The organism is Streptomyces krungchingensis (assembly GCF_054729265.1).
On sequence record NZ_JBPUKY010000001.1, the window covers coordinates 6,744,250 to 6,769,998 of the forward strand.

General features: G+C 69.5%; 22 protein-coding genes. 15 read left to right on the plus strand and 7 right to left on the minus strand.

Annotation, left to right across the window (positions count from 1 at the left end):
• Positions 1 to 55: 55 nt before the first annotated feature.
• The 3 genes from ACSYGO_RS29710 to ACSYGO_RS29720 all read left to right on the plus strand — a co-directional run bounded on the left by ACSYGO_RS29710 (position 56) and on the right by ACSYGO_RS29720 (position 3,248).
• Entirely contained in the window at positions 56 to 1,033 is a 978-nt protein-coding gene (locus ACSYGO_RS29710) for an ABC transporter permease (protein WP_426680079.1), read from the plus strand.
• A gap of 20 nt (positions 1,034 to 1,053) precedes the next feature.
• Positions 1,054 to 2,118 (plus strand): ABC transporter ATP-binding protein, encoded by a 1,065-nt coding sequence (locus ACSYGO_RS29715; RefSeq protein WP_426680078.1) that lies wholly within the window; start codon positions 1,054 to 1,056, stop codon positions 2,116 to 2,118.
• An 86-nt stretch (positions 2,119 to 2,204) separates the two neighbouring features.
• Entirely contained in the window at positions 2,205 to 3,248 is a 1,044-nt protein-coding gene (locus tag ACSYGO_RS29720) for an ABC transporter ATP-binding protein (protein WP_432174210.1), read from the plus strand.
• Positions 3,249 to 3,306: 58 nt separating this feature from the next.
• Here ACSYGO_RS29720 and ACSYGO_RS29725 read toward each other — a convergent pair whose 3' ends face one another.
• On the minus strand, positions 3,307 to 4,050 hold the full coding sequence (locus tag ACSYGO_RS29725) for a class I SAM-dependent methyltransferase (protein ID WP_432174169.1): 744 nt from the start codon (positions 4,048 to 4,050) through the stop codon (positions 3,307 to 3,309).
• 102 nt (positions 4,051 to 4,152) lie between these two features.
• Between ACSYGO_RS29725 and ACSYGO_RS29730 the strand changes: the two genes are divergently transcribed.
• Both ACSYGO_RS29730 and ACSYGO_RS29735 read left to right on the plus strand, forming a co-directional pair.
• Positions 4,153 to 4,656, plus strand: a complete 504-nt coding sequence (locus tag ACSYGO_RS29730) for a DinB family protein (RefSeq protein WP_426680076.1) — start codon at positions 4,153 to 4,155, stop codon at positions 4,654 to 4,656.
• A 9-nt stretch (positions 4,657 to 4,665) separates the two neighbouring features.
• Complete coding sequence (locus tag ACSYGO_RS29735) at positions 4,666 to 5,043, plus strand: VOC family protein (RefSeq protein ID WP_432174211.1); 378 nt, start codon at positions 4,666 to 4,668, stop codon at positions 5,041 to 5,043.
• Positions 5,044 to 5,192: 149 nt separating this feature from the next.
• On the opposite strand, the gene ACSYGO_RS29740 is transcribed toward ACSYGO_RS29735, so the two are convergent.
• The 5 genes from ACSYGO_RS29740 to ACSYGO_RS29760 all read right to left on the minus strand — a co-directional run bounded on the left by ACSYGO_RS29740 (position 5,193) and on the right by ACSYGO_RS29760 (position 11,372).
• Entirely contained in the window at positions 5,193 to 6,233 is a 1,041-nt protein-coding gene (locus ACSYGO_RS29740) for an ABC transporter ATP-binding protein (protein ID WP_426680075.1), read from the minus strand.
• 25 nt (positions 6,234 to 6,258) lie between these two features.
• The gene (locus ACSYGO_RS29745; RefSeq protein ID WP_426680074.1) at positions 6,259 to 7,296 is read right to left on the minus strand and encodes an ABC transporter ATP-binding protein; all 1,038 of its coding nucleotides are present in this window, start codon (positions 7,294 to 7,296) and stop codon (positions 6,259 to 6,261) included.
• Positions 7,297 to 7,353: 57 nt separating this feature from the next.
• Positions 7,354 to 8,334 carry an ABC transporter permease gene (locus tag ACSYGO_RS29750; protein ID WP_426680073.1) on the minus strand — a complete coding sequence of 327 codons (981 nt, stop codon included), beginning with the start codon at positions 8,332 to 8,334 and terminating at the stop codon, positions 7,354 to 7,356.
• A 168-nt stretch (positions 8,335 to 8,502) separates the two neighbouring features.
• On the minus strand, positions 8,503 to 10,263 hold the full coding sequence (locus ACSYGO_RS29755) for an ABC transporter substrate-binding protein (RefSeq protein ID WP_426680072.1): 1,761 nt from the start codon (positions 10,261 to 10,263) through the stop codon (positions 8,503 to 8,505).
• An 80-nt stretch (positions 10,264 to 10,343) separates the two neighbouring features.
• A complete protein-coding gene (locus tag ACSYGO_RS29760) occupies positions 10,344 to 11,372 on the minus strand; it encodes an ABC transporter permease (RefSeq protein WP_426680071.1) in 1,029 nt (342 codons plus the stop codon).
• Positions 11,373 to 11,861: 489 nt separating this feature from the next.
• On the opposite strand from ACSYGO_RS29760, the gene ACSYGO_RS29765 reads away from it, so the two are divergent.
• From ACSYGO_RS29765 to ACSYGO_RS29785, 5 genes are all read left to right on the plus strand, one after another.
• On the plus strand, positions 11,862 to 13,496 hold the full coding sequence (locus ACSYGO_RS29765) for a peptide ABC transporter substrate-binding protein (protein WP_426680070.1): 1,635 nt from the start codon (positions 11,862 to 11,864) through the stop codon (positions 13,494 to 13,496).
• Between the two features lie 63 nt (positions 13,497 to 13,559).
• Entirely contained in the window at positions 13,560 to 14,483 is a 924-nt protein-coding gene (locus ACSYGO_RS29770) for an ABC transporter permease (protein ID WP_426680069.1), read from the plus strand.
• Positions 14,476 to 15,453, plus strand: coding sequence for an ABC transporter permease (locus ACSYGO_RS29775; RefSeq protein WP_426680068.1), 978 nt, complete (start codon positions 14,476 to 14,478; stop codon positions 15,451 to 15,453). The genes ACSYGO_RS29770 and ACSYGO_RS29775 overlap by 8 nt, the downstream gene beginning before the upstream one ends.
• A 5-nt stretch (positions 15,454 to 15,458) precedes the next feature.
• Positions 15,459 to 16,454, plus strand: a complete 996-nt coding sequence (locus tag ACSYGO_RS29780) for an ABC transporter ATP-binding protein (protein WP_426680067.1) — start codon at positions 15,459 to 15,461, stop codon at positions 16,452 to 16,454.
• Positions 16,435 to 17,520 (plus strand): ABC transporter ATP-binding protein, encoded by a 1,086-nt coding sequence (locus ACSYGO_RS29785; protein ID WP_435222447.1) that lies wholly within the window; start codon positions 16,435 to 16,437, stop codon positions 17,518 to 17,520. The genes ACSYGO_RS29780 and ACSYGO_RS29785 overlap by 20 nt, the downstream gene beginning before the upstream one ends.
• Before the next feature lie 347 nt (positions 17,521 to 17,867).
• Here the strand turns inward: ACSYGO_RS29785 and ACSYGO_RS29790 are convergent, their stop codons facing one another.
• Entirely contained in the window at positions 17,868 to 20,024 is a 2,157-nt protein-coding gene (locus tag ACSYGO_RS29790) for a S9 family peptidase (protein ID WP_426680065.1), read from the minus strand.
• A 175-nt stretch (positions 20,025 to 20,199) separates the two neighbouring features.
• Here ACSYGO_RS29790 and ACSYGO_RS29795 point away from each other — a divergent pair, with 175 nt between their 5' ends.
• The 5 genes from ACSYGO_RS29795 to ACSYGO_RS29815 all read left to right on the plus strand — a co-directional run bounded on the left by ACSYGO_RS29795 (position 20,200) and on the right by ACSYGO_RS29815 (position 25,593).
• Entirely contained in the window at positions 20,200 to 20,394 is a 195-nt protein-coding gene (locus tag ACSYGO_RS29795) for a hypothetical protein (protein WP_028801953.1), read from the plus strand.
• A gap of 473 nt (positions 20,395 to 20,867) precedes the next feature.
• A complete protein-coding gene (locus ACSYGO_RS29800; protein ID WP_460388300.1) occupies positions 20,868 to 21,800 on the plus strand; it encodes a helix-turn-helix domain-containing protein in 933 nt (310 codons plus the stop codon).
• 154 nt (positions 21,801 to 21,954) lie between these two features.
• Positions 21,955 to 22,857: an N-acetyl-1-D-myo-inositol-2-amino-2-deoxy-alpha-D-glucopyranoside deacetylase gene (gene mshB / locus ACSYGO_RS29805; RefSeq protein ID WP_426680063.1), complete on the plus strand. Its 903-nt coding sequence runs from the start codon at positions 21,955 to 21,957 to the stop codon at positions 22,855 to 22,857.
• The gene (locus ACSYGO_RS29810) at positions 22,854 to 23,273 is read left to right on the plus strand and encodes a DUF6113 family protein (protein ID WP_426680062.1); all 420 of its coding nucleotides are present in this window, start codon (positions 22,854 to 22,856) and stop codon (positions 23,271 to 23,273) included. Before mshB ends, ACSYGO_RS29810 begins: the two co-directional genes overlap by 4 nt.
• A 160-nt stretch (positions 23,274 to 23,433) precedes the next feature.
• Positions 23,434 to 25,593, plus strand: coding sequence for a hypothetical protein (locus tag ACSYGO_RS29815; RefSeq protein WP_460388302.1), 2,160 nt, complete (start codon positions 23,434 to 23,436; stop codon positions 25,591 to 25,593).
• The last annotated feature ends 156 nt before the right edge of the window (positions 25,594 to 25,749 follow it).

The following is a 25,749-nucleotide window of genomic DNA, read 5'->3' on the forward strand; positions in this document are numbered from 1 at the left end:
AGTGCGCCCCGGGCGCTCCTGTCCCTGGCCGCCGTCCTGAGAGCAGCGTTCCGCCATGCTTCGATTCATCCTTCGCCGGACGTTCGGCGCGGTGCTCATCCTCCTGCTGATCAGCGCCTTCACGTTCTTCATGTACTACGCGATCCCCCAGGACCCGGCGACACTCGCGTGCGGCAAGAACTGCACCCCGGACGCGCTGGCGATCATCCACAAGAACCTGGGGCTCGACGATCCGATCCCGGTGCAGTACTGGAAGTTCCTCTCCGGCCTGTTCGTCGGGCGCGACTTCGCCGTAGGACACTGCCCGGCACCCTGCTTCGGTGTCTCCTTCCGTGACCAGCAGATGGTCTGGGACACGATCATGGACCGCTTCCCGCTGACGCTGTCGCTCACCATCGGCGGCCTGCTCGTCTTCCTGATCGTCGGTCTCGGCACCGGTCTCATCGCCGCCCGCTACCGCGGGACCTGGCTCGACAAGACGTTCTCCAGCATTTCGCTGGTGCTCAGCTCGATGCAGATCTACTTCCTCGGCCCGGTCGTCCTCGGCATCTTCGTCTACAGCACCGGCTGGCTGGACAAGCCCAAGTACGTGCCGTTCAGCGAGAATCCGGCGCAGTGGTTCATGGGCCTGCTGATCCCGTGGATCGTGATGTCCGTCATCTTCACCGCCAACTACACACGTATGTCCCGCTCGACGATGATCGAGCAACTCCAGGAGGAGCATGTCCGCGCGGCCCGTGCGAAGGGCATGACCGGTAAGTACGTCTTCTTCCGGTACGCCTGGCGCGGCTCGCTGATCCCGATCCTCACCATCCTCGGCATGGACCTGTCGGCGCTCCTCGGCGGCGCGGTCGTCACCGAGTTCACCTTCGGACTCGCCGGGATCGGACGGCTCGCCGTGGACTCGGTGGTCGGCAAGGACCTGCCGAAACTCATGGGCGTGATGCTCTTCAGCGCCGCGTTCATCCTCCTGCTCAACGTCATCGTGGATGCCCTGTACGCCGTGATCGACCCGCGTGTGCGGCTGTCCTAGTGCTTGAGGAGCCCTCTGAAGTGACCACACTCACCAAGCCCGAGGACGCCCCGGCCGCCGGCGCCTCCGACGCGTTCCTGTCGGTGCGCGATCTGCACGTCCGGTTCGCCACGGAGGACGGCGTCGTCAAGGCGGTCGACGGCCTCTCCTTCGACCTGGAGCGCGGGACGACGCTCGGCATCGTCGGCGAGTCCGGCTCGGGGAAGTCCGTCACCAACCTGACCGTCCTGGGCCTGCACAACCCGCTGAGCACCACGATCGAGGGCGAGATCGTCCTCGACGGCAAGGAACTCATCACCGCCACGGAGCCGGAGCTGGAGAAGCTCCGCGGCAACAAGATGGCGATGATCTTCCAGGACGCGCTCACCGCCCTGTCGCCGTACCACAGCGTGGGGCGGCAGATCGGCGAACCGTTCCGCAAGCACACCGGCGCCTCGAAGAAGGAGGCGCGGGAGCGGGCGATCGAGATGCTGGAGAAGGTGGGCATCCCGCACGCCAAGCGGCGCGTGGACGACTACCCGCACCAGTTCTCCGGCGGTATGCGCCAGCGCGCGATGATCGCGATGTCGCTGGTCTGCAACCCGGACCTGCTGATCGCCGACGAGCCGACGACGGCCCTCGACGTGACGGTCCAGGCGCAGATCCTGGACCTGCTCAAGGACCTCCAGCAGGAGTTCGGCTCCGCGATCATCATGATCACCCACGACCTCGGCGTGGTCGCCAACATGGCGGACGACCTGCTCGTGATGTACGCGGGTCGCGCGGTGGAGCGCGGCACCGTCCGTGAGGTGCTCAAGACTCCGCAACACCCGTACACCTGGGGTCTGCTGGCGTCCATGCCACGCCTGACGGCGGACGTGGACGAGCCGTTGACCCCCATTCCGGGAGCGCCGCCGTCGCTGCTGAACCCGCCCTCGGGCTGTCCGTTCCACCCGCGGTGCGCGTTCCGGAACGAGGTCGAGGGCGCCGACCGGTGCGTGGACATCCGGCCCGAGCTGCCGACGGGACGCGGCGCCGCCTGCCATCTGACGTCGGATCAAAAGAGCCGCATCTTCACCGAGACGATTCGGCCCAGGCTGGGCTGAGGGGACTGACTGTGAGCGACGAGAAAACCGCGGTCGTGACCGATGTGATCCCCGGTCAGCGGGACGTGGACCCGGGCGAACCCCTCATGCGGGTGACCGACCTGAAGAAGTACTTCCCGGTCAAGGGAGGCTTCCCGATCCGCCGGACGGTCGGCGCCGTGCAGGCCGTGGACGGCGTCTCCTTCGACGTGTTCCCCGGTGAGAGCCTCGGACTGGTCGGCGAGTCGGGCTGCGGCAAGTCCACCACGGGACGGCTGCTGACCCGCCTGATGGAACCCACCCACGGCACGATCTCGTACCGCGGGAAGGACATCAGCCGCTCCAGCCGGCGTGAGCTGTCCCCGATCCGCTCCGAGATCCAGATGATCTTCCAGGACCCGTACGCCTCGCTGAACCCGCGGCAGACGGTCGGCACGATCATCTCCTCACCGATGGAGATCAACGGCGTCAACCCGCCCGGCGGGCGTGAGAAGCGCGTGCGTGAGCTGCTGGAGACGGTGGGTCTCAACCCCGAGCACTACAACCGCTTCCCGCACGAGTTCTCCGGCGGTCAGCGCCAGCGCATCGGTGTGGCCCGCGCGCTCGCGCTCAAGCCGAAACTGATCGTGGCGGACGAGCCGGTCTCCGCCCTCGACGTCTCCATCCAGGCGCAGGTGGTGAACCTCCTCCAGGAGGTCCAGCGGGAGATGGGCATCGCGTTCGTCTTCATCGCCCACGACCTCGCCGTCGTCCGCCACTTCTCGCAGCGTGTGGCGGTCATGTACCTCGGCAAGATCGTGGAGATCGCCGACCGTACGTCGCTGTACACCGGCCCCCGGCACCCGTACACCCACGCGCTGATGTCGGCCGTCCCCGACGCCGACATCGATGCCGAGAAGAAGGAACGCATCCGTCTCCAGGGCGACGTCCCGTCCCCCATCTCCCCGCCGTCCGGCTGCCGTTTCCGTACGCGCTGCTGGAAGGCGCAGGACAAGTGCGCGCAGGAGGAACCGCCACTGGTCCGCATCTCCGGCAACGCCGAGGGGCACCTCACCGCCTGCCACTTCCCGGAGGACCCCACCATCGAGGCGCGTGCCGAGGACATCGTGCTGGATCCGGCACTGGCGGCGCTGGAGGCCGGGGACGACTAGGGCCTGGATCGCGGCCCGGCCGTGCGGGCTCCGCGTCCCGGTCCTCGGCCGGGAACGGTCAGCCGCGCCCGGCCGGGCCGGCCACGGTGATGATCTCGGGGGAGGCGGGGGTCAGCGGCCCCCGCCCCCAGTCCCCGAACTGCTCGCGCACCGCCAGCCCGGCCTCGTCCAGGAAGCAGGACAGCGCCTCGGGGCCGAGGAAGCGCAGTGTGCTGCGGCTGGTCCGCGGCCGTTCCCACGCCGGATGTTCGAACGTCTCCGTGAACGTCACCCGCTCCCCGAGCACCGGCGCCTCCACCTCGTGCCACACGCGGACGACCGCTCCGCGCGCGTCGCTCACCTCGTGCACGTGCTCGGGGCTCCACGACTCCCAGGTGCGGGCGGCGGGATGGCGCGTCTCGAACACGAACCGCCCGTCGTCGCACAGCGCTTCGCGCACGGTGCCGAGGGCGACACGCAACTCCTCGTCACCGAGCAGGACCTGGAAGGCGTGCCCGGTCATCACCACGAGGTCGAACTCCCGCTCCCAGCGGGTGGAGGCGAGATCCCCGAGCACCCACTCGACCGCGTCCCACCGCCGCGCCTGCACCAGCATGGCCGCCGCCGGATCGAGCCCGCACAGTCTGCCGCGGTGCCCGGCCTCCCGGGCCCGGCCCAGCAACTGCCCCGTCCCGCACCCGACATCGAGCACCGACCGCGCGGACATCACCAGGTCCAGATAGAAGTCGTCGCTCGGGCCCCAGGGATTGAGCGCGTCGTACAGGGCGGCGAGGGTGACGTCACTGAACGAACGATCAGTCATCGCAGCAGTCTGTCAGCCCGCGAGGCCGCTCGAACCACGTTCGGAAAGTACCGGTGGTAAATCGCTCGACATCGAACGGTCGGGCCGGGATGCTTCCGTTCGATGACGCGAACCGACACGCCTCCCTCCTGGGACGAGCGCACTCAGCTGGCCACTTTCCTCGACTACGCCCGGGCCACCGCCCGCGACAAGTGCGAGGGCGTCTCCGCGCAGGACGCCGTCAAGGCACCGCTGCCGGGCTCCCCGCTGATGACCCTGTGCGGGCTGATCAGCCATCTGCGCTGGGTCGAGTACTTCTGGTTCCAGGTCGTCTTCCTCGGCGAGGAGGACGAGGGCCCCTGGACGGACGAGGACCCCGACCGCGAGATGCGCATCGCCGTCGACGTCCCTCTCGCCCAGCTTCTCGACGAGTACGAGGAGCAGAGCGCCCGCTACCGGGATCTGGTGGCCGGGCACGACCTGGAGGCCGAGGCGAAGCGGGCCAACCGGGACGGCCGCCATGTGAACCTCCGCTGGATCATCCTGCATCTGGTCGAGGAGACGGCCCGCCACAACGGCCACCTCGACATCCTGCGCGAACTGGCCGACGGCCGCACCGGCTCCTAGGGAGAAGCCCTGTTGAACCCCACCATCCGCACCATCACCTTCGACTGCACCGGAGACCCGTACGATCTCGGGCTGTTCTGGAGCGAGTTGCTCGGACGGCCGCTCGCCGACGACGACAAGCCCGGTGACCCGGAGGCGGTGATCCAGGACCCGTCAGGGGGACCGGCCCTGCTGTTCGTGCGCGTCCCCGAAGGCAAGACGGCCAAGAACCGCATCCATCTGGACCTCCAGCCGCAGGACCGCACCCGGGGGGCGGAGGTCGAGCGCGCCATCGGGCTCGGGGCCCGCGTGGTCGCGGACCACACCCGACCCGACGGCCGCGGCTGGGTCACCCTCGCCGACCCCGAGGGCAACGAGTTCTGTATGGAGCGCGGCGCGGCGGGCTGAGCCCGCACGCCGCCGGACGAACGTACGAAGGCCCGCACCCAGCAGGGTGCGGGCCTTCTTCTTCCCCGGGAACCGGACGTTCGTGGGCTCGGGTCAATGGGCCGGCGAAAGTCGGTCCCGCAAGCCGCGGGCTGACGAAAAGGGGTGTGTCAGGCCGCGACGTCCTTGGAGAGACGGGGCGCCGGGACGGTGTCGTGGGTCTCGGGGTAGTGGCAGGCCGTCAGGTGGCCTTCCTTGTTGCCCGCGACCTGGACCAGCGGCGGAGCCTCCGTCGCGCACTTCTCCGTCGCCTTCCAGCACCGGGTGCGGAAACGGCAGCCCGACGGCGGGTTGAGCGGCGAGGGCACGTCGCCGGTGAGGCGGATGCGCTCGCGGGCCGGGATGTCGTCGGCCGTCGCCTCGGGGACGGCGGAGAGCAGGGCGCGCGTGTACGGGTGACGCGGGTTGTTGTAGAGGTCGTCGCGGTCGGCGATCTCCACGATCTTGCCGAGGTACATGACCGCGACACGCTGCGAGAAGTGGCGGACGACGGCGAGGTCGTGGGCGATGAAGACGAACGCGATGCCCAGGTCCTGCTGGAGCTCCTGGAGCAGGTTGACGACCTGCGCCTGGATGGAGACGTCGAGGGCGGAGACCGGCTCGTCCGCGACGATCAGCTTGGGCTCCAGCGCGAGCGCGCGGGCCACACCGATGCGCTGGCGCTGACCGCCGGAGAACTCGTGCGGGAAGCGGTTGTAGTGCTCGGGGTTGAGACCCACCGTCTCCAGCAGCTCACGCACGCGCTTCTCGTGGCCGCCGGGCGGGTTGATCCCGTTGATCTCCATGGGGCCCGAGATGATCTTGCCGACCGTCTGTCGCGGGTTCAGCGAGGCGTACGGGTCCTGGAAGATCATCTGGATCTCGGAGCGGACCGGAGCCAGCTGCTTGCGGCCCGCGTGCGTGATGTCCTGGCCGCGGTACTTGATGCTGCCGCCGGTGGGCTCCAGCAGACGCGTGATCAGCCGGCCCGTGGTCGACTTGCCGCAGCCGGACTCGCCGACCAGACCCAGGCTCTCGCCCTCGGCGACCTGGAAGTCCAGGCCGTCCACGGCCTGCACGGCGCCGATCTTCCGCTTGAAGGGGAAGCCGCCCATGACCGGGAAGTGCTTGGTCAGTCCGGTGACGTCCAGGAGGGGGTTCGTGTTGCTCATGATCGTGATTCCCGTCTCGTGTCCGTCAGTGCGACCGGGTCGCGGCGTAGTCGGCGAAGAACTCACGGCGCTGGTCGTCCGTGAGGTGGCAGGCGGAGCCCCGCCCGTCCGTGATGTCCAGCAGCGGCTGCTCGGTGGAGCACAGGCCGCCCTGGACCTTCTCCGCGAAGGTGCACCGCGGGTGGAAGCGGCAGCCCGACGGCGGGTTGAGCAGCGAGGGCGGCGAGCCGGGGATGGGCGACAGAGGGACGTCGACCGGCCCGTCCAGGCTCGGCATCGAGCCCAGCAGACCCCAGGTGTACGGGTGCTGCGGGGCGCGCAGCACCTCCTTCTTGGTGCCGCGCTCCACGCACCGGCCGCCGTACATCACCAGCACGTCGTCCGCGATGTCGGCGATGACACCGAGGTCGTGCGTGATGAAGATGATCGCCGTGCCGAACTCCTGCTGGAGGTCCTTGAGGAGGTCCATGATCTGGGCCTGCACGGTCACGTCGAGCGCGGTGGTCGGCTCGTCCGCGATCAGCAGCTCGGGGTCGCAGACCAGGGCCATGGCGATCATGGCGCGCTGGCGCATACCGCCGGAGAACTGGTGCGGGTAGTCGTCCACCCGGACGTCCGGCTGCGGGATGCCGACGCGCCTGAGCATCTCGATGGCGCGCTCCCGGGCCTCCTTCTTGGAGGCACCGGTGTGCTTGCGGTACGTCTCGCCGATCTGCTTGCCGATGGTGTGGTACGGCGAGAGCGAGGCCAGCGCGTCCTGGAAGATCATCGACATCTTGTTGCCGCGCAGCTGCTCCAGCTCCCGCTCGCCGGCGGTGAGCAGCTCCTTGCCGTCGAGGAGGATCTCCCCGTCGATGGAGGTGCGGTCCCGGTCGTGGAGCCCCAGGATCGTGAGGTTCGTGACGGACTTGCCCGAACCGGACTCGCCCACGATGCCGAGCGTCTTGCCCTTGGCCAGGTCGAAGGAGAGACCGTCGACGGCCTTGACGACGCCGTCTTCGGTGGAGAAGTGGACCTTCAGATCCCTGACGGACAGGAAGGGCTGCTGATCGGTGCTCGTCACGGGGACGCTCCTGAGGGGGTGATGCCGGGGTTGCTGTCGGGGGCGGGGTGCCCGGGGTCAGGCGAGCCGGATCCGCGGGTCGATGAGGGCGTAGACGGCGTCGACGACGATGTTGAAGAACACGATCGCGCCGGCCGACAGGACGGTGACGCCGAGCAGCATGGGCAGGTCGCTCTTGTTCACGGAGTCCACCGCGAGGCGGCCGATGCCCTGGATGCTGAAGGTCGATTCGGTGATGATCGCGCCACCGATCAGGGTGCCCAGGTCGATGCCGAAGACCGTGACGATGGGGCCCATCGCACCGCGCCAGGCGAACCGGAAGAACACGTTCGCACGGGACAGGCCCTTGGCGCGGGCCGTGCGGACGTAGTCCTCACTGAGCTGCTCGACCAGCTGGGAGCGGGTCATGCGGGTGTAGTTGGCGGTGAAGATGATCGCCAGGGTCAGCCAGGGCAGCAGCAGTCCGGAGAACCAGGAGACCGGGTCCTCGCTGAGCGGCGTGTACGACGGCTGCGCGAACAGGCCGAGCTTGGCGACGAAGAAGAACATCGCGATGTAGCCGACGAAGTAGATCTGCAGCGAGGAGCCGAAGAGCGAGGCCGAGCTGGCGAACTTGTCCAGGAACTTGCCCTGCTTGACGGCGGCCAGCATGCCGGCGCCGACACCGAAGATCAGGAAGACGACGGCCGCGCCGAAGGCGAGCGAGAGGGTCGTCGGCAGACGGTCCAGGATCGTGCCGAGGACCGGCTCGCGGTTGGCGAAGGAGTAGCCGAGGCAGGGGGCGTTGCAGTTGCCGAAGCTGCCGTAGTCGCGACCGACGAACACACCCTTGAGCCAGTCCCAGTACTGCACCGGAATCGGGTGGTCGATGCCCAGGTTGTGCCGGATCTGCGCGAGCATGTCGGGCGTGCAGTTCTTGCCGCAGGACATCATCGCCGGGTCACGCGGAATGGCGTAGAACAGGCCGAAGGTGATGGCACTGATGATCAGGAGGATGACCAGTGCGCCGAAGACTCGGCGGATGAGAAAGCGGGACATGGGGGCGTGACTTTCCGGACGGGGCGCCGTCGCCGGGGGCGTGGGTGTGGGAGGGCCGCAGGGAGGCGTTCGGGTGAACACCGCCCTTGGGCCCTGCCGCCGGACCCGCTCTCTCCGCCTCGTGGGCGGATCGGGCGGAGTCCGGCGACAGGACCCGGGTCGTACGGCTTACTTCATCGCGTACAGCTTGCAGAGCGCGACGCAGGTGTTGCCGCTGTCGTACGTGACGTTGCCGACCTTGGAGCCGTGCATCCAGTTACGGATGGAGTGGTAGTCCGGGACCACCGCGGCGAGCTCCATGATCTGGCGGTCGACTTCGCCCCAGGCCTTGTTGGCGGCCTCGACGTCGGTGATCTTGGCGGCCGCGTCGATCGCCTTGTTGACGCTCGGGTCGTTCAGCTGGGCGTAGTTGCTGCGGCCGTCGCCGATGTTCTTGCCGCTCCAGCAGGGGAAGAAGACCGAGTAACCGTTCGGCCAGTCCGGGCTCCAGCCGGCCGCGAACAGGTCGAAGTCGTTGTCGATCTTGCCGATCTGCGTGTAGAAGGTCGACTTGTCGACCTGCTTGTTGACGACCTTGAAGCCGGCGGCCTCCAGGGCGTTCTTGATCGCGACGGCCGACTTCACCGAGTTGTCCGAGGACTGGTAGGCGATGACCAGCTTCTGGCCGACCTTGCCGGCCTCCTTCAGCAGGGCCTTGGCCTTGGCCGCGTCGCCACCGGGCTTCTTGGTGACGCCGTAGAGGTCGAACTTCTGGTAACCCGGGGTCACCGGCGAGAGGATCGTGGTGGCGAGCTCGCTGGTGGAGGCGCCGCCGCGGATCGTCTGCAGCTGCTGGTGCGGCCAGGCCCAGTTGATGGCCTGACGGACCTTGACGTCCTTGATGCGGGTCATGTTGATCGGCCAGTAGTACGTGACCGTGTCGACCTCGGTGAGGACGCGCTGCTTGAGCTTCGCGTTGGTGAGGACCTGGGCGATGCGCTCCGGGGCGACCTCGTTGAAGATCGACATCGCGTACTGGTCGTTGCCCTTGTCCGCGATGTAGCGGTCGGTCGAGGCCAGCAGCTCGAAGCCGAACTGGAAGACGTACTTGTCCGGGTAGTTGTTGCGGATCGCGTCGGTCTTCGGGTCCCAGTGCTCGTTGCGCACGTAGGTGAGCGACTTGCCGATGCTGCGGGCGCCGATCTTGTACGGGCCGCAGGAGAAGGGCTTCTTGTCGTACTTCTCCTTGGTGTCGTGCTTCTTGTTCACCAGGGAGTAGCCGCGCATGGCGAGCGTGAAGTTGAAGTCCGTGCGGGCTTCGTTGAGGTGGAACGTGATGGTCTTGCCGTCGACCTCGATGGAGTCGAGCTTCTTGCCGCCGTAGGGGCCCTTGTACTTGTCGCCACCCTCCAGCCACTGCTGGACGTAGCGGGGGCCCTCGGTGATGAAGGAGGCGAAGAGGCGCTCGAAGGTGTGGCGGAGGTCGTCGGAGGAGACGTCGGAGCCGTCCTCCCACTTCACGCCGTCCTTCAGCGTGAAGGTCCAGGTCTTGCCGCCGTCCTTCATGGTGCCGGCGTCGGTGGCCGCGTCGCCGACCAGCGTCGCGCCGCCCTTCTCGTCGATCTTGTAGCCGGTGAGACCACGCAGGATCGGGACGGTGATGGCGCCCTCGGTCGAGACGTAGATCTGCGCCGGGTCCATGTGGTCCATGTCGAACTGGTCGAGCGAGTAGATCGTGCCGCCCTTGACCGCTCCCTTGACCTCCGGCGCGGGGCCGACGGAGTCGGCCTTGGTGCCGACCGGGATCTCCTGGGTCTTGGAGCCGCTGACCGAGGGGACCTTGCTCTTCGACTTGCTGTCGCTTCCGCTGCCGCCGCAGGCGGTCAGGACGGACGACGAGGCCGCGACCACGCCGGTGGCGATCAGGAAGTTTCTACGGGAGAAAGACATGGATGAGCCTGCCTTATAGGGACGATCGGGACGGGTGTTACCGGCCGCACGACACTGAAGTGGCCGGGTGGATCTGGTGGCTACCGCTTGGACTTCGGGTCGAGCGCGTCGCGCACCGAATCGCCGAGCAGGTTGAAGGCGAGGACGAAGATCACCATCGACAGGCCCGGGAAGAGCATGAAGGTGATGTCCTCGGTGTAGAACTGGGCGCCGCGCTGGATCATGACGCCCCAGTCCGGGGTGGGGTCGATGATGCCGACGCCGAGGAAGGCCAGACCGGCCTCCGCGGTCACGAACGCCGGGAGCATCAGCGTGGACTGGATGATGATCGGCGTCCACAGGTTGGGCAGCAGTTCCTTGAACACGATGCGCCGGGGCGACGCACCGGTGACCTTGGCCGCCTCGATGTACTCGCGCTCGCGCAGACCCAGGACCTGGCCGCGCAGCAGACGGGCGATGGACGCCCAGCCGAAGGCGGAGAGGACCAGGATCAGGGAGATGGCCCGCAGCGAGGTGGGGATGTTCTCGTCGGGGGCGACGAAGAGGCCGTACACCACCGGCATGAAGGCGATGAAGAACAGCGTCGACGGGAACGACAGCAGGATGTCGATGATCCGGCCGACGAGGTAGTCCGTCTTGCCGCCCAGGTAGCCGGCCGTGACGCCGACGACCACACCGATGAAGGTGGTCAGCAGCGTGGCGGCCACGGCGATGCCCAGGGAGGTGCGGATGCCGTACAGCAGGAAGGTGAAGACGTCACGGCCCAGCTGCGGCTCGATGCCGAACCAGAACTCCGAGCTGATACCGCCGTTGGGACCTGCGGGGTACGAGAAGGCGTCGAGGAGTTCCGGGCGCTGGCTGGCGTACGTGGTGTACGGGTCCTTGCCGTACAGCTTTGCGATCAGCGGCGCGAGGATCGCGATCGCAAAGAAGAAGATCACGATGTACGCGGATATGACGCCCGTGCGGTCACGCTTGAACCGCTTCCAGGCGAGTCGTCCCGGGGAGCGACTCTCCGAGCCCTTGGGGTTGGCGGACGAATCCGGGATCTGGCCGATCTCGTCGGTCACCTCAAGCGATGCGGCCGCGGAAGGAGTAGGGAGGGTCATGGTGCTCCAGGCCCGATGGGGTCAACGGCTCCGCAGGGCGCTCCCTACGGGCTACGCCGGACTTTTTCAACGCAATTCATTCAAGGTCAATAAATTCTCGGTCGCCTTGGGCTTCTCTTTACCTTCTTTGCCCTGGCTTGACCTCAGCGTAACTACGCGTGTAGCGCACCGTGGCCGTTCTGTGTCCGGAATCGGGCCAACTGCGCGAAACGGGCAAGGGGTTCGATAACCGGACGCCAGAGTCTCGGAATGCGTACATCTGGTGCACCCAAATCAACGGTTCTGCATCGAACGGCGAAGATCCATTGCATAGATCATCCGGAGCGGCCGCCTCCGAAAGCATCCGGGTGACGGTGGGGTCCAGACGGGTGGGGTGAATGTGCGATACGTGCTGTCTGTGCCGATATTGGGCGCTACAGGCAGGGCGCACCGGAGCCGGAAGCGAACACCCGGAGGCGGTGCCACAGCGCACTCTTGAGGAGGCACTCCATGCGTGGAGCCACGCACGCCAGATGGGCCGCATGTGCGACAGCGGTCGCCCTCGCGGCGGCCGGCTGCGGAGGCGGCGGCGGAGACGGTGGCGGTGGCGGTGGCAACGCCGGAGTCCTCAGTTCCTCCTGGGGAGACCCGCAGAACCCGCTGGAGCCGGCCAACACCAACGAGGTGCAGGGCGGCAAGGTCCTCGACATGATCTTCCGCGGGCTGAAGCGCTACGACGCCAAGACCGGCGCGGCCCAGAACATGCTCGCCGAGAAGATCGAGACCCCGGACTCGCAGAACTTCACGATCACCGTGAAGGACGGCTGGAAGTTCAGCAACGGCGAGGCCGTCACGGCGAAGTCCTTCGTCGACGCCTGGAACTACGGGGCGAGCCTGAAGAACAAGCAGAAGAACGCGTACTTCTTCGGCTACATCGAGGGCTACGACAAGGTCCACCCCTCCTCGGGCGCCCAGAGCGCCGACACCCTGTCCGGGCTCAAGGTGACCGGTACCGACACGTTCACCGTCAAGCTCAACCAGAAGTTCTCGACCTTCCCCGACACCCTCGGCTACGCGGCCTTCTCGCCACTGCCCGGCGCGTTCTTCAGCGACCACGACGCCTGGCTCCAGAAGCCGGTCGGCAACGGGCCGTACACGGTGGACTCCTACACCAAGGGCTCGCAGCTGTCCCTGCGCAAGTGGGACGCGTACCCCGGGCAGGACAAGGCGCAGAACAGCGGAGTGGACCTCAAGGTCTACACCGACAACAACACCGCCTACACCGACCTGCTGGCCGGCAACCTCGACCTCGTGGACGACGTGCCCGCCGCCCAGCTCAAGAACGCGAAGAGCGACCTCGGCGGCCGGTACATCAACACGCCGGCCGGCATCATCCAGACGATCGCCTTCCCGTTCTACGACGAGAAGTGGGATTCGAGCGGAGCGCAGAAGGTCCGCCAGGGCCTGTCGATGGCGATCAACCGCAAGCAGATCACCGACACGATCTTCCAGAAGACCCGCACCCCGGCCAGCGACTGGACCTCGCCGGTCCTCGGCAAGGACGGCGGCTTCCAGGACGGGCTGTGCGGCGCCTCCTGCGAGTACGACCCCGCCAAGGCCAAGCAGCTGGTGCAGGAGGGCGGCGGCCTGCCCGGCGGTCAGGTCAAGCTCACGTACAACGCGGACACCGGCTCCCACAAGGAGTGGATCGACGCCGTCTGCAACTCCATCAACAACGCGCTGGGCAACGACAGGGCCTGCGTCGGCAATCCGGTCGGCACCTTCGCGGACTTCCGCAAGCAGATCGACCAGCACAAGATGCCCGGCCCCTTCCGGGCCGGCTGGCAGATGGACTACCCGCTCATCCAGAACTTCCTGCAGCCGCTGTACTACACGAACGCCTCCTCCAACGACGGCAAGTGGTCGAACAAGGACTTCGACAAGCTCGTCGACCGGGCGAACGCCGAGACCGACCGCGCCAAGGCCGTCCAGCTCTTCCAGCAGGCCGAAGGCGTCGTACGGGACAACATGGCCGCCATCCCGCTCTGGTACCAGAACGGCAGCGCCGGCTACTCGGAACGGCTCTCGAACGTGGCGCTCAACCAGTTCAGCGTCCCCGTCTACAACGAGATCAAGGTCAGCTGAGCCGCCGGGACAGCCGGACCGTCCGCGGGCGGCCGGCTGTCCCACGACCCCCGGAGCCTCTCCATGGGACGGTATGTGATCCGGCGCCTGCTCCAGATGATCCCGGTCTTCATCGGCGCCACCCTGCTGATCTTCCTGATGGTCAACGTGATGGGCGACCCCATCGCCGGCCTGTGCGGCGACAAGCAGTGCGACCCCGCCACGGCCGCTCAGCTGCGCCAGGAGTACAACCTCGACAAGCCCGTATGGCAGCAATATCTGACATACATGGGCAAAGTGTTCACCGGTGACTTCGGGACGGCGTTCAACGGACAGCCGGTCACCGAGCTGATGGCCAGTTCCTTCCCCGTCACCATCCGGCTGACCATCGTCGCCATCCTCTTCGAGATCGTCATCGGCATCTCGCTCGGCGTCGTCACCGGACTGCGCCGCGGTCGGCCGATCGACACCGGCGTCCTGCTGCTCACCCTCGTCGTCATCTCGGTGCCGACCTTCGTGACCGGTCTGCTGCTCCAGCTGCTCCTCGGAGTCGAGTGGGGCTGGATCAGACCGTCCGTCTCCCCGGACGCCACCTTCGGGGAGCTGATCGTCCCGGGTCTGGTCCTCGCGTCCGTGTCGCTCGCCTATGTGACCCGGCTGACCCGCACCTCCATCGCGGAGAACAGACGGTCCGACTACGTCCGCACCGCCGTCGCCAAGGGGCTGCCCCGGCGCAGGGTGATCACCCGGCACCTGCTGCGCAACTCGCTGATCCCCGTGATCACCTTCATCGGCACCGACATCGGCGCGCTGATGGGCGGCGCCATCGTCACCGAGCGGATCTTCAACATCCACGGCGTCGGCTTCCAGCTCTACCAGGGCATCGTCCGGCAGAACACGCAGACCGTGGTCGGCTTCGTGACCATCCTCGTCCTCGTCTTCCTGGTCGCCAACCTGCTCGTCGACCTGCTGTACGCCGTACTCGACCCGAGGATCCGCTATGCCTGAACCGCAGCAGCCGGAAGGCGTCATCGCCCCCACGGGGATGGGCGGCACCATGGACCTCGGCGCCGGTGAGGCCCTCACCCTGGAGAAGACGCCGGGCGGACCCGAGGGCACCGGACCGCAGGAGAAGCCGCGCTCGCTGTGGTCCGACGCGTGGCGGGACCTGCGGCGCAACCCCGTCTTCATCGTCTCCGCGCTGGTCATCCTCTTCCTGGTCGTCATCTCCGTCTGGCCCTCGCTGATCACCTCCGGCAACCCGCTCAAGTGCGACCTCGCCAAGGCCCAGGAAGGGTCGCAGCCGGGACATCCCTTCGGCTTCGACGGCCAGGGCTGCGACGTCTACACGCGCACCGTGTACGGGACCCGCATCTCGATCAGCGTCGGTGTCCTCGCCACCCTCGGTGTCGCCCTCCTCGGCTCACTGCTCGGCGGACTGGCCGGGTTCTACGGCGGGGTGTGGGACTCGATCCTGTCCCGCATCACCGACATCTTCTTCGCCATCCCCGTCGTGCTCGGCGGACTGGTCCTCCTCTCCGTGGTGACCAGCAATACGGTCTGGCCGGTCATCGGGTTCATGGTGCTGCTCGGCTGGCCGCAGATCTCCCGCATCGCCCGCGGCTCCGTCATCACGACCCGGCAGAACGACTACGTGCAGGCCGCCCGCGCCCTCGGCGCCTCCAACTCCCGGCTGCTGCTGCGGCACATCGCCCCGAACGCCGTCGCGCCGGTGATCGTCGTCGCCACCATCGCGCTCGGTACGTACATCGCCCTGGAGGCGACGCTCTCCTACCTCGGTGTCGGTCTGAAACCCCCGACCGTCTCCTGGGGCATCGACATCTCCTCGGCGTCGGCGTACATCCGCCAGGCCCCGCACATGCTGCTGTGGCCCGCCGGCGCGCTCGCGATCACCGTGCTCGCGTTCATCATGCTCGGCGACGCGGTGCGCGACGCCCTCGACCCGAAGCTGAGGTGACGGCCGTGCTGCTCGAAGTGCGTGATCTGCATGTGGAGTTCAGGACCAGGGACGGTGTCGCCAAAGCCGTCAACGGGGTCGCCTACGGCGTGGACGAGGGGGAGACCCTCGCCGTGCTCGGCGAGTCGGGCTCCGGCAAGTCGGTGACCGCGCAGGCCGTGATGGGCATTCTCGACACACCGCCCGCGCGCATCACCGGCGGCGAGATCCTCTTCCAGGGCAGGGACCTGCTCAAGCTCAAGGAGGACGAGCGGCGCAAGGTCCGTGGCGCCGGGATGGCGATGATCTTCCAGGACGCGCTGTCCGCCCTGAATCCGGTGCTCAGCGTCGGCGACCAGCTCGGTGAGATGTTCGTGGTGCACCGCGGCATGTCCCGCAAGGACGCCCGCGCCAAGGCGGTCGAGCTGATGGACCGGGTCCGTATCCCGGCCGCCGCCGACCGGGTGCGGGACTATCCGCACCAGTTCTCCGGCGGCATGCGCCAGCGCATCATGATCGCCATGGCGCTGGCCCTGGAGCCCGCCCTGATCATCGCCGACGAGCCGACCACCGCGCTCGACGTCACCGTCCAGGCCCAGGTCATGGATCTGCTCGCCGAGTTGCGGCGCGAACTCGACATGGGGCTCATCCTCATCACCCACGACCTCGGCGTGGTCGCCGACGTCGCCGACCGGATCGCCGTGATGTACGCGGGGCGGATCGTGGAGTCGGCACCCGTGCACGACATCTACAAGGCACCCGCCCACCCCTACACGAAGGGCCTCCTCGACTCGATCCCGCGGCTCGACCAGAAGGGCCACGAGCTCTACGCCATCAAGGGGCTGCCACCCAACCTCATGCGTATTCCGCCGGGTTGCGCCTTCCACCCACGCTGCCCGATGGCCCGTGACGTCTGCCGGACCGACGTGCCGCCGCAGGCGGAGGTGGAGGGCAGCGGCGGGGCCCGCAGGAGCGCCTGCTTCTTCTGGAGGGAGTGCCTCGATGGCCGACGCGACGGCTGAGACGATCCTGGAGGTGGACGGGCTGGTCAAGCACTACCCGCTCACCCGGGGGATCCTGTTCAAGAAGCAGATCGGCGAGGTCAAGGCCGTCGACGGGGTCGACTTCCGCCTCGGCCGCGGAGAGACCCTCGGCATCGTCGGCGAGTCCGGCTGCGGCAAGTCCACGGTGGCCAGGATGCTGGTCAACCTGGAGCGGCCCACGGCCGGGACCATCAAGTACAAGGGCGAGGACATCACCCGGCTGTCCGGCAGGGCGCTCAAGGCCGTGCGCCGCAACATCCAGATGGTCTTCCAGGACCCGTACACCTCGCTCAACCCGCGCATGACCGTCGGCGACATCATCGGGGAGCCGTACGAGATCCATCCCGAGGTCGCGCCGAAGGGCGACCGCCGCAGGAGGGTCCAGGATCTGCTCGACGTGGTCGGGCTCAACCCGGAGTACGTCAACCGCTATCCGCACCAGTTCTCCGGGGGCCAGCGCCAGCGCATCGGCATCGCGCGCGGGCTGGCGCTGCGGCCCGAGATCATCGTCGCCGACGAGCCGGTGTCCGCGCTCGACGTCTCCGTGCAGGCCCAGGTGGTCAACCTGCTGGAGCGACTGCAGGACGAGTTCGACCTGTCGTACGTCTTCATCGCGCACGACCTGTCGATCGTGCGGCACATCTCCGACCGGGTCGGGGTGATGTACCTCGGGCGGATCGTGGAGACCGGCAGGGACGCCGAGATCTACGACCATCCGACGCACCCCTACACCCAGGCCCTGCTGTCCGCCGTGCCGGTGCCCGACCCGGAGGCCCGGGAGCACCGGGAGCGGATCATCCTGACCGGCGACGTGCCGTCCCCGGCGAACGTGCCGTCCGGATGCCGCTTCCGCACCCGCTGCTGGAAGGCGCAGGAGCGGTGCGCGCTGGAAGTGCCGCTGCTCGCGGTGCCCGCGGAGTTCCGGTTCACCGAGGGGCCGGCCGCGCACGACTCCGCGTGTCACTTCGCGGAGGAGAAGCAGGTCGTCCCGCCGGAGGAGCCGGGCGCCGAACCCCCCGCGGAGGGGCCGGAGTCGACACCATAAGTGTGCAAATCCGCATGAACTTCGTTAACACGCAGGCAACTTGGCGGAAGCGGTACCGATATACGGACGCGCCAAGGTGAACACCGTACGGCCGTGCGGGTGCCGTGAACGAGCCGGGGTGCACCATGTCACCCCGGCTCGTTGCCGTGCCGGCGGCCTCGTGGCCCGCGGCCGGTACCGCGGAGCGGCTGCCGAGCGACTCCGCCCGCTACGCGACCGTCTGCAACTGACGGAGCTCGCCGTCCCGCCCTGCACGCCGGACCTCTCCGGCGAGCGGGACCGCTTCCGCGTACCCGTCCGGTCCGGTGCGCCGCGCCCCTGCGCACCCGCAACCGCGGGCCCGGGCGTCAGGCGAGTCCGAGGGCGCGCTTGAGGAAGTCCACCTGGAGCAGCAGCAGGTTCTCGGCGACCTGCTCCTGCGGGGTCATGTGCGTGACACCCGACAGGGGCAGCACCTCGTGCGGGCGTCCGGCGGCCAGCAGCGCGGAGGACAGCCGCAGGGCGTGCGCCACCACCACGTTGTCGTCGGCGAGGCCGTGGACGATCATCAGCGGGGCGTGCCGGGCGGCGGGCTCGGAGAGCCCCTCGTCGGTGATCAGCGAGCTGTGCGCGTACGTGTGCGGGTCGGTCGCGGGGTCGCCGAGGTACCGCTCGGTGTAGTGGGTGTCGTAGAGCCGCCAGTCCGTGACCGGGGCGCCGGCGATGCCCGCGTGGAAGACGTCGGGCCGGCGCAGCACGGCGAGCCCCGCGAGCCACCCCCCGTACGACCAGCCGCGGATCGCCACCCGGGACAGGTCGAGCGGGAACGTCTCCGCGAGGCCCTGGAGGGCGTCGATCTGGTCGTCGAGCGAGAGCGTGAAGTCGTCGCGGACCGCCTTCTCCCAGGCGGGGGAGCGCCCGGGAGTGCCCCGCCCGTCGGCGACGATCACGGCGAAACCCTGGTCGGCGAACCACTGCGAGGTGAGGTGGGCGTTGTGCGCGGCGAGCACCCGGGGGCCGTGCGGACCGCCGTAGGGGTCCATGAGGACGGGGAGGGGAGTGACACCGTCGTAGTCAGTAGGCATAAGCACGGCGCATGGGATTTTCCGTGCGCCCCCCTGCGTGAGAGTCACGCGCGGGGACAGACCGGGACTTTCCGCAAGGGAAGGTACGGTCGCGATCGTCTTCCCCTCGCGCAGGACATGGACCTGGACGCCCGGCTGGTCGAGCACCGAGGAGGCGAGCACGGTCACGCCCCCGGCGCGCACGGCCGAGTGCACGCCGGGTTCCTGTGAGACGCGCTCCACCCCGAGCTCGTTCACGCGGTACACATGCACTTCGCCGGTCTCCGGGGCGGGTGCAGCCTCGCCCGCCGATGCCGAGACCAACACGTCGTCGTCCGACACGTCGAGCACCGCACGCACGTGCAACTGCGGCCCCGTCAGCGGGCGTTCACCGAAGGCGAGCACCCGGGCACCGCCCTCGTCGGCGATCCGCACGAGCTGTCCGGCGGGGCTCCAGCACGGCACACCAGGGAAAAGATCCAGCCATTGTGGATCTTCGTCCGCGTGCACCATGCGGGTCGTCCCGGTGTCCGGGTCCACCGCCAGGAACAGCTGGCTGCGCTGGTCCCGCGCCTGCACCAGGATCAGCGGCGCACCCCCTGCTGACCAGTGCACATGCGCCAGATACGGGTAGCGCGCCCGGTCCCAGGAGACCTCCGTGCGCACCCCGTCGAGCGTGATGACGAAGAGTCGTACGTCCGCGTTGGCGCTGCCCGCCACCGGATACGCGACCCGCTGCGGATCGGTCCCGGGCTGCGCGGGATCGGCGATCCACCAGCGCTGAACGGGCGTGTCGTCGACCCGCGCGACGAGCAGCCGGTCGCTCTCGGGCGACCACCAGAACCCGCGCGAACGCCCCATTTCCTCGGCCGCGATGAACTCGGCCAGTCCGTACGAGACCGACCCCTCGCCCGCGGCCGGCTCCGGCTCCGCCAGGGCCCGGTCGTCCTCGCCCTCGGCGCCGACGACCCGGAGGGCGCCCCCGGCCGCGTACGCGACGAACCGGCCGTCGGGCGACGGACGCGGGTCGATCACCGGTCCCGCCACGGGGAGTTCACGCGCCGTCCCGGCCCGCAGCTCCGCCGTGAAAAGCCTCCCCGACAGGGCGAAAGAGGCCAGCTCGACCGCGGTGTCGGTGGCGTAGCCGACGATCCCGGCACCGCCCTCACGGCTGCGTTCGCGGCGCGCCCGCTCCTCCGGGGACAGTTGCTCGCCCGCGCCGCCGAGCAGCGCCGCCGGATCGGCCGCGACCCGCTCCCCGCCACCGCCCGGGGAGGCTCCCGACCCGTCCCGGGGCACGTCGAGGACCCACAGGTGATGCGCCCGGTCCGTGCCGGACAGGGACCGCAGGAACACGACACGGGAACCGTCGGGAGACACCGTGAACGCCCGCGGTGCGCCGGAGGTGAACCGCTGCGTCCGGGCGTACCGACGCGGGAAGGAGAAAGGCTCGCTCGTCATGCCCCGACCATATTGGCCATGCGCCCCCTTGTGCGGCCGTGCGCCGATCGATGCGCGCGTACGGATAGTTATGATCACTAGCGCTGCGTGGGTATGAACCTGCTGGCTTCCGTATGTATTTACGACCCCCATGTCCGACCCCCCATGTCCCTGGGATCTTTGGAGGTGAACCGCCGTGGCACTCTCGATTTCGGCGGTGGTGCTGCTGGCGATCATCGTCTTCATCCTGGTGAAGAAGTCAGGACTGAAGGCCGCCCACGCCATCGTGTGTGTCCTGCTCGGTTTCTACCTCGCCTCCTCGACGGTCGCTCCCACGATCAACGAGCTGACCACGAACATCGCGGGGATGATCGGCAGCATCAAGTTCTGAGCGGGCCTGGGGGCCAGGGCTTTGCGAGGCCACCGGCCGGAGCCCACTCCTGCCCGTGCTGTTCCGCGCTCTCACGGTGCTCGGCTCGACGCCTGCCGGCCGACGCCGGGCCCGGCCGTGGCCTCGTTCCGGTGGACACCTCGGCCGACCGGCGGCGCGTAGTGCCGGGACCGTCCCCGCGCAAGACGGTGTGGGCGGAAGTCGATCGCGCACCGGAACCCGGCCGGCCGTGCTTCGGTGCGGCGCGCGGTCTTTTCCAAGAACCACTCCGGTGAAAGAACCCGACCGAGCCCACCCCTCCCGCCCGCCGGGCAAACTCACTCGCGCGTGTGAACATCGCCAACTCGGCTGGATTCGCGACCGGTTGCTTGCCCTACGCTCAGCGCGACACGGCAGCAGACATGCGACGGCCCCCGCCGGGACGCCAATCCCAGTGCGAGGGCCTGACCACCGAGGAAGAAGAGAGCTTCCCGATGGATACGCAGAACCCTAGCGCGCCCCCGCGCGCCCGGTCCCGCATTGCGGGGAACAACCCCCCGCAGCGCCCTCACACCGGCGGACTCGTCCACGACAACACCCGGCACACCACGCGCTTCACGGTGATCGGCAACCACCTCGCCCAGCACCCGGAGCTGTCCGGACTCGCGATCGGCCTCGGCGCCCACATCCAGTCCCTTCCCGCCGGCGCCCCCGTCGACATCAAGACCCTCGCCCGCCGCTTCCCCGAGGGTGTGACCCGCATCGCCGCCGCCCTGCGCGAGCTCGAAGCCCACGGCTACCTGCGCCGTACGCGCGAACGCGTCCCCGGCGGCCGGATCGTCACCCGCACGGTCTCCTGCAACCAGCCGGGACGACGGGGCGAGGACATGCCCGAACCGGGCCCCGCCCCTGCCCGTCCGGCAACGGCCCCGCAAAGGCACGGGAGACGCGAGGCCGACACCATGCACAGGGCGCGCGAGAAGCAGGAGGCGAGCGAGCGGCACGTACCCCGCAAGCCGCTCCCCGCCGTACCACGCCCCGCCTGCCCCTCTCCCGCCCTCCTCCAGGCTGCCGCAGACGTTCTCGCGGACCTCCGCCGCCACGACCCCCGCCTGCTGCTCTCCATCAGCGACACGGCCCACCTCGCGCCCGGCGTCGCCGCCTGGCTGGAGCGCGACGTCAGCCCCGTCGCCGTACGCCACGCGCTGACCGGAGACCTGCCGTCCGAGGGGCTCCGGCGCCCGGCCGCCCTACTGGCGCACCGCATCTCCGCCCGGCTACCGCCTCCTCCGCCGTTCCGCGCGCCCGCCGCGTCACCGGACGTCCGGCACCCGCTCCAGACCTGCGACGGCTGCGAGCGTGCCTTCCGCGCCCCGGCGCGCGGCCTCTGCCGTGACTGTCGATCCGATCTTCGGACGTCATCCTGATGCGAAGCCGCTGCCCTGTCGGCCCGCCCCGCCACCAGCCCGCCCCGAGCGCCGGCCGGGGCACCCACCGGAGGACGCGCGTGTCCCCGATGCCGCAGGCTGACCGAAGGACGGGAGACGCCCGGCGGGGCGGCCGCCTCGTAGGGTGGGTTCCATGACGGAACTGCCCGACCGGCGTCTGCTCCTGGTGCACGCGCACCCGGACGACGAGTCGATCAACAACGGCGCGACCATGGCCAAGTACGCGGCCGAGGGCGCCCAGGTGACGCTGGTGACCTGCACCCTCGGCGAGGAGGGCGAGGTCATCCCGCCCGGACTCGCCCACCTGGCGCCCGACCGCGAGGGCGGGCTCGGACCGTACCGGGCCGGCGAGCTGGCCGCCGCCATGAAGGAACTGGGCGTCACCGACCACCGGTTCCTGGGCGGCCAGGGGCGCCATCGCGACTCCGGGATGATGGGTGTCGAACAGAACCGTCGCGCCGGTGCCTTCTGGTCCGCCGACCTCGACGAGGCCGCCTGCGACCTCGTCGCCGTGATCCGCGAGGTGCGCCCCCAGGTGCTCGTCACCTACGACCCCGACGGCGGATACGGGCACCCCGACCACATCAAGGCCCACCGCGTGGCCGTGCGCGCCGCCGAGCTCGCCGCAGGGACCGCCTTCCGCCGCGATCTCGGCGACCCCTGGGAGATCACCAAGGTCTACTGGAACCGGGTGCCGCGCTCCGTGGGCGAGCAGGCGTTCGCGCGACTGCGGGAGGCGCTCCCGGAGCTGCCGTTCAGCCGGTCCGCCGACCTCGCCGACGTCCCGGGTGTCGTCGACGACACGGCGATCACCACCGAGATCGACGGAACCGCGTACGCCGCCGCCAAGGCGGCCGCCATGCGGGCCCACGCCACCCAGATCGAGGTGTCCGAGCCCTGGTTCGTCCTCTCGAACCAGCTGGCGCAGCCGCTCTTCACCACCGAGTACTACGAGTTGGTGAGCGGGGAGCGGCCCGGGACGCGGGAGACCGACCTGTTCGCGGGGATCGACCGAGAGGAAGCGGACGCGCGATGAGTACGACCGGACAGCGCGGGAACATGCTCGCGCAGCCGCTGACGCGGCCCTCCGCCGGGCGGATCGCCGCCCATCTGGCGCTCTTTCTGCTCGGCGCCCTCGTGGGCGCCGCCGGGGCGCTGGTGCAGTCCGGCTGGTTCCCCCTCGGACTGCTGCTCGCGCTCGCGGGCGCGGCCGGACTCTTCCTCGGAGGCAGCCGGGCGACCGGCACACGTGCCGGGGCCGTCGCACCCGCGGCCGGCTGGCTGGTGGCCGTCATCCTGCTCACCGCCAGCCGCCCCGAGGGCGACTTCCTGTTCGGCGCGGGACTTGTCTCCTACCTCTTCCTGCTCGGTGGCATGGCTGTCGCTGTGATGTGCGCCACCCTCGGTCAGGGGCGGCAACCGGACGCCTCCGACGTCCGACTTGGCAAGTGACGTACCACTTCGCCGCATCGGACAGGTGCGGGTCCCGTGCGGGTTTCCTTCGCGGGCGAGGTTTGCGCGCCGGACACGGCCAGTATGGTGGTGCGCGCCGCCGAGCTGCCCGAGATGAGGTCGAGTAAACGGGCGGTGGAGCCAACCGGGAGAACCTGCCTTGAGTCGTGAAACTGACAGTTCGTCCTCCGGGCCCAACGGCCGCGGTGGAGCCGCGTACCCGTCGGGGACGCCGCCGTACGGGACCCCCACGGCTTCCCAGAGCGGTGCCGACGCGGGCCGTTCGGCCGCCGGCAACCCGCCGGAGGAGCGCAAGACCGAGACAACGCTGACGACGCGCATCCGGATCAACATCCCCGGATCGCGGCCCATCCCGCCCGTCGTCGTGCGCACACCCGTCGCGGACGCGGACACGTCCGCCGACACCGCCGACGGCAGCGGGAACCCCGCGGAGCCGCCGCGGAGCGCCGGTTCGCCCGCGCCCGCCGCCGGCTCCGCCCCCGCGCCGGCGGCCGCCGATCAGTCCGGCGCCGCGCCCGCGGCGGCCGAGGAGAAGGCGAGCGACTGGTTCGCGCCCCGCAAGTCCGGTGCGCCCAAGGGCGGGCCGGGCGGCGGATCCACCAACGGAGCGGGCGTCACCGGCGGTTCGACCGCCGCGCCGGCGCAGGGCGGACGCACCGGCGGCCAGAACGGTGCGCGGCCGGGTCCCCAGGCCGGCGCCTCCGGCGGAGCCCGGCGCGGCGGCGGGGCGAACCCTCCCCGCCCCGGCGGCACGAACGGTGCCGGGCTGCCCGGCGCCACCGGCGCCGGACCCGTGGCCCCCGGCCACGGCGGCGGCACCGGTTCCTTCGACGTCTCCGGAGCGCTCGGCAGCACCGGCTCCTTCCCCGCCGTCGGCGCGGGCGGCTCCGAGCCGCGCCGCGACGAGCTCCCGTACTTCGCGGAGAACGGCCAGGGCGGACCCGCGGGCCCGACCGGCGGCCCGGTCACCGGGGACGGCCCGATGGTGCCGCCCGCCGGTCCCGGCGCGGCGCCCGGCAGCCTGGCCGCGAGGCCGGGGCCGGGCGGACCCGGTGCTCCGGGCGGCTCCGGTGCCCCCGGTGCCGTACCCGGCGGCCTCAGCGGCGGCCTGAGCGACGACACCGCGATCCTCACGCCGCAGAAGCCGGCCCCCGAGCCGGGCCCCGGCGGCTACGGCGCCCCCGGGGACAACGTCTCCGGCCACACCCTGACCAGCGGCATCCCCGTCGTGCCGTCCGCGCAGAACGCACCGTTCGCGCCGGGCGCGCACACCGACGGACCGCTGCCGCACACCCCGCCGAAGCTGCCCGAGCCGGTCCAGCAGCCCCCGGCCTCGTCGAAGCCGGCCAAGAAGAAGGGCCGCAACAAGCCGGCCCTCCTCGGCGTCCTCGTGGTGGTCCTCGTCGGCGGTGCCTACGGCGCCGGCCTCCTGATGAACCACTCGGACGTGCCCAAGGGCACCACCGTGCTCGGCGTCGACATCGGCGGCGGCACCCGCGACGACGCCGTCAGGAAGCTCGACGACGCCCTCGGCGACCGCACGAACACGGCGCTCAAGCTGTCGGTCGACGGCGACACCGTCACCCTCAAGCCGGACCAGGCCGGGCTCCAGCTCGACAGCCAGGCCACGGTCCGTGCCGCGGCGGGCAGCGACTACAACCCCGTCTCGGTGATCGGGTCGCTGTTCGGCCAGGAGCGCGTGGTCGAGCCCGTGATGCCGGTCGACGAGGAGAAGCTCCAGGCCGCGCTGGAGGGCGTCGCGGGCGGCTCCGGGTCGATGCAGGACGGCACGATCAAGTTCGTGTCCGGCAAGGCCGTCCCCGTGTACGGCAAGGCGGGCAAGGGCGTCGACGCGGCCTCCTCGACCCAGGCCGTGCAGGACGCGTACCGCGCCCAGGTGGAGACCGGCACGACCACTGCGGTGAAGGTCGCCACCACGACACGTCAGCCGAAGGTCGCGAACGCCGAGGTCGACCGGATGATGGCGAAGTTCGCGAAGCCGGCGATGTCGGCCAACGTGACCGTGCAGACGGACGCGGCGCACTCGATCCCGCTGAGCCCGCAGAACTCGCTGTGGAAGTTCCTCCGGGTGGAAGCGACCCCCGACGGCAAGCTGACCGACAAGCCGGACCTGAACGCCCTGAAGGAGCTGTACGGGCAGACGTTCGACGGGGTGCTGATCACCCGGGCCAACGGCAAGAAGACGCCCGTCACGCCGCAGGACGTCTACGGTGCCCTCCGCCAGGCGCTCATGAGCAAGACCAACCGCGTCGCGGTCATCGAGACCGACCCGAACTAGTCCCGAGCCGGTTGGAAGGGGGGCCCGGTCACGACCGGGCCCCCCTTTCGCACGACCGGGACCACGCGCGGCGCGAAGTGGTGTGCCACCCGCCGCACATGACATCTGTCATCTCCGAGAGACGACAAGCTGCACTGCCCCGGGCACCCTGTCCGT

Coding starts and splice junctions, on each gene's coding strand:
- ACSYGO_RS29730 (WP_426680076.1), top strand. CDS start 4,153: ATGACGCGAACCGACACGCCTCCCTCCTGGGACGAGCGCACTCAGCTG.
- ACSYGO_RS29720 (WP_432174210.1), top strand. CDS start 2,205: ATGCGGGTGACCGACCTGAAGAAGTACTTCCCGGTCAAGGGAGGCTTC.
- ACSYGO_RS29800 (WP_460388300.1), top strand. CDS start 20,868: ATGGATACGCAGAACCCTAGCGCGCCCCCGCGCGCCCGGTCCCGCATT.
- ACSYGO_RS29755 (WP_426680072.1), bottom strand. CDS start 10,263: ATGTCTTTCTCCCGTAGAAACTTCCTGATCGCCACCGGCGTGGTCGCG.
- ACSYGO_RS29750 (WP_426680073.1), bottom strand. CDS start 8,334: ATGTCCCGCTTTCTCATCCGCCGAGTCTTCGGCGCACTGGTCATCCTC.
- mshB (WP_426680063.1), top strand. CDS start 21,955: ATGACGGAACTGCCCGACCGGCGTCTGCTCCTGGTGCACGCGCACCCG.
- ACSYGO_RS29770 (WP_426680069.1), top strand. CDS start 13,560: ATGGGACGGTATGTGATCCGGCGCCTGCTCCAGATGATCCCGGTCTTC.
- ACSYGO_RS29810 (WP_426680062.1), top strand. CDS start 22,854: ATGAGTACGACCGGACAGCGCGGGAACATGCTCGCGCAGCCGCTGACG.
- ACSYGO_RS29790 (WP_426680065.1), bottom strand. CDS start 20,024: ATGACGAGCGAGCCTTTCTCCTTCCCGCGTCGGTACGCCCGGACGCAG.
- ACSYGO_RS29775 (WP_426680068.1), top strand. CDS start 14,476: ATGCCTGAACCGCAGCAGCCGGAAGGCGTCATCGCCCCCACGGGGATG.
- ACSYGO_RS29710 (WP_426680079.1), top strand. CDS start 56: ATGCTTCGATTCATCCTTCGCCGGACGTTCGGCGCGGTGCTCATCCTC.
- ACSYGO_RS29765 (WP_426680070.1), top strand. CDS start 11,862: ATGCGTGGAGCCACGCACGCCAGATGGGCCGCATGTGCGACAGCGGTC.
- ACSYGO_RS29740 (WP_426680075.1), bottom strand. CDS start 6,233: ATGAGCAACACGAACCCCCTCCTGGACGTCACCGGACTGACCAAGCAC.
- ACSYGO_RS29760 (WP_426680071.1), bottom strand. CDS start 11,372: ATGACCCTCCCTACTCCTTCCGCGGCCGCATCGCTTGAGGTGACCGAC.
- ACSYGO_RS29785 (WP_435222447.1), top strand. CDS start 16,435: ATGGCCGACGCGACGGCTGAGACGATCCTGGAGGTGGACGGGCTGGTC.
- ACSYGO_RS29725 (WP_432174169.1), bottom strand. CDS start 4,050: ATGACTGATCGTTCGTTCAGTGACGTCACCCTCGCCGCCCTGTACGAC.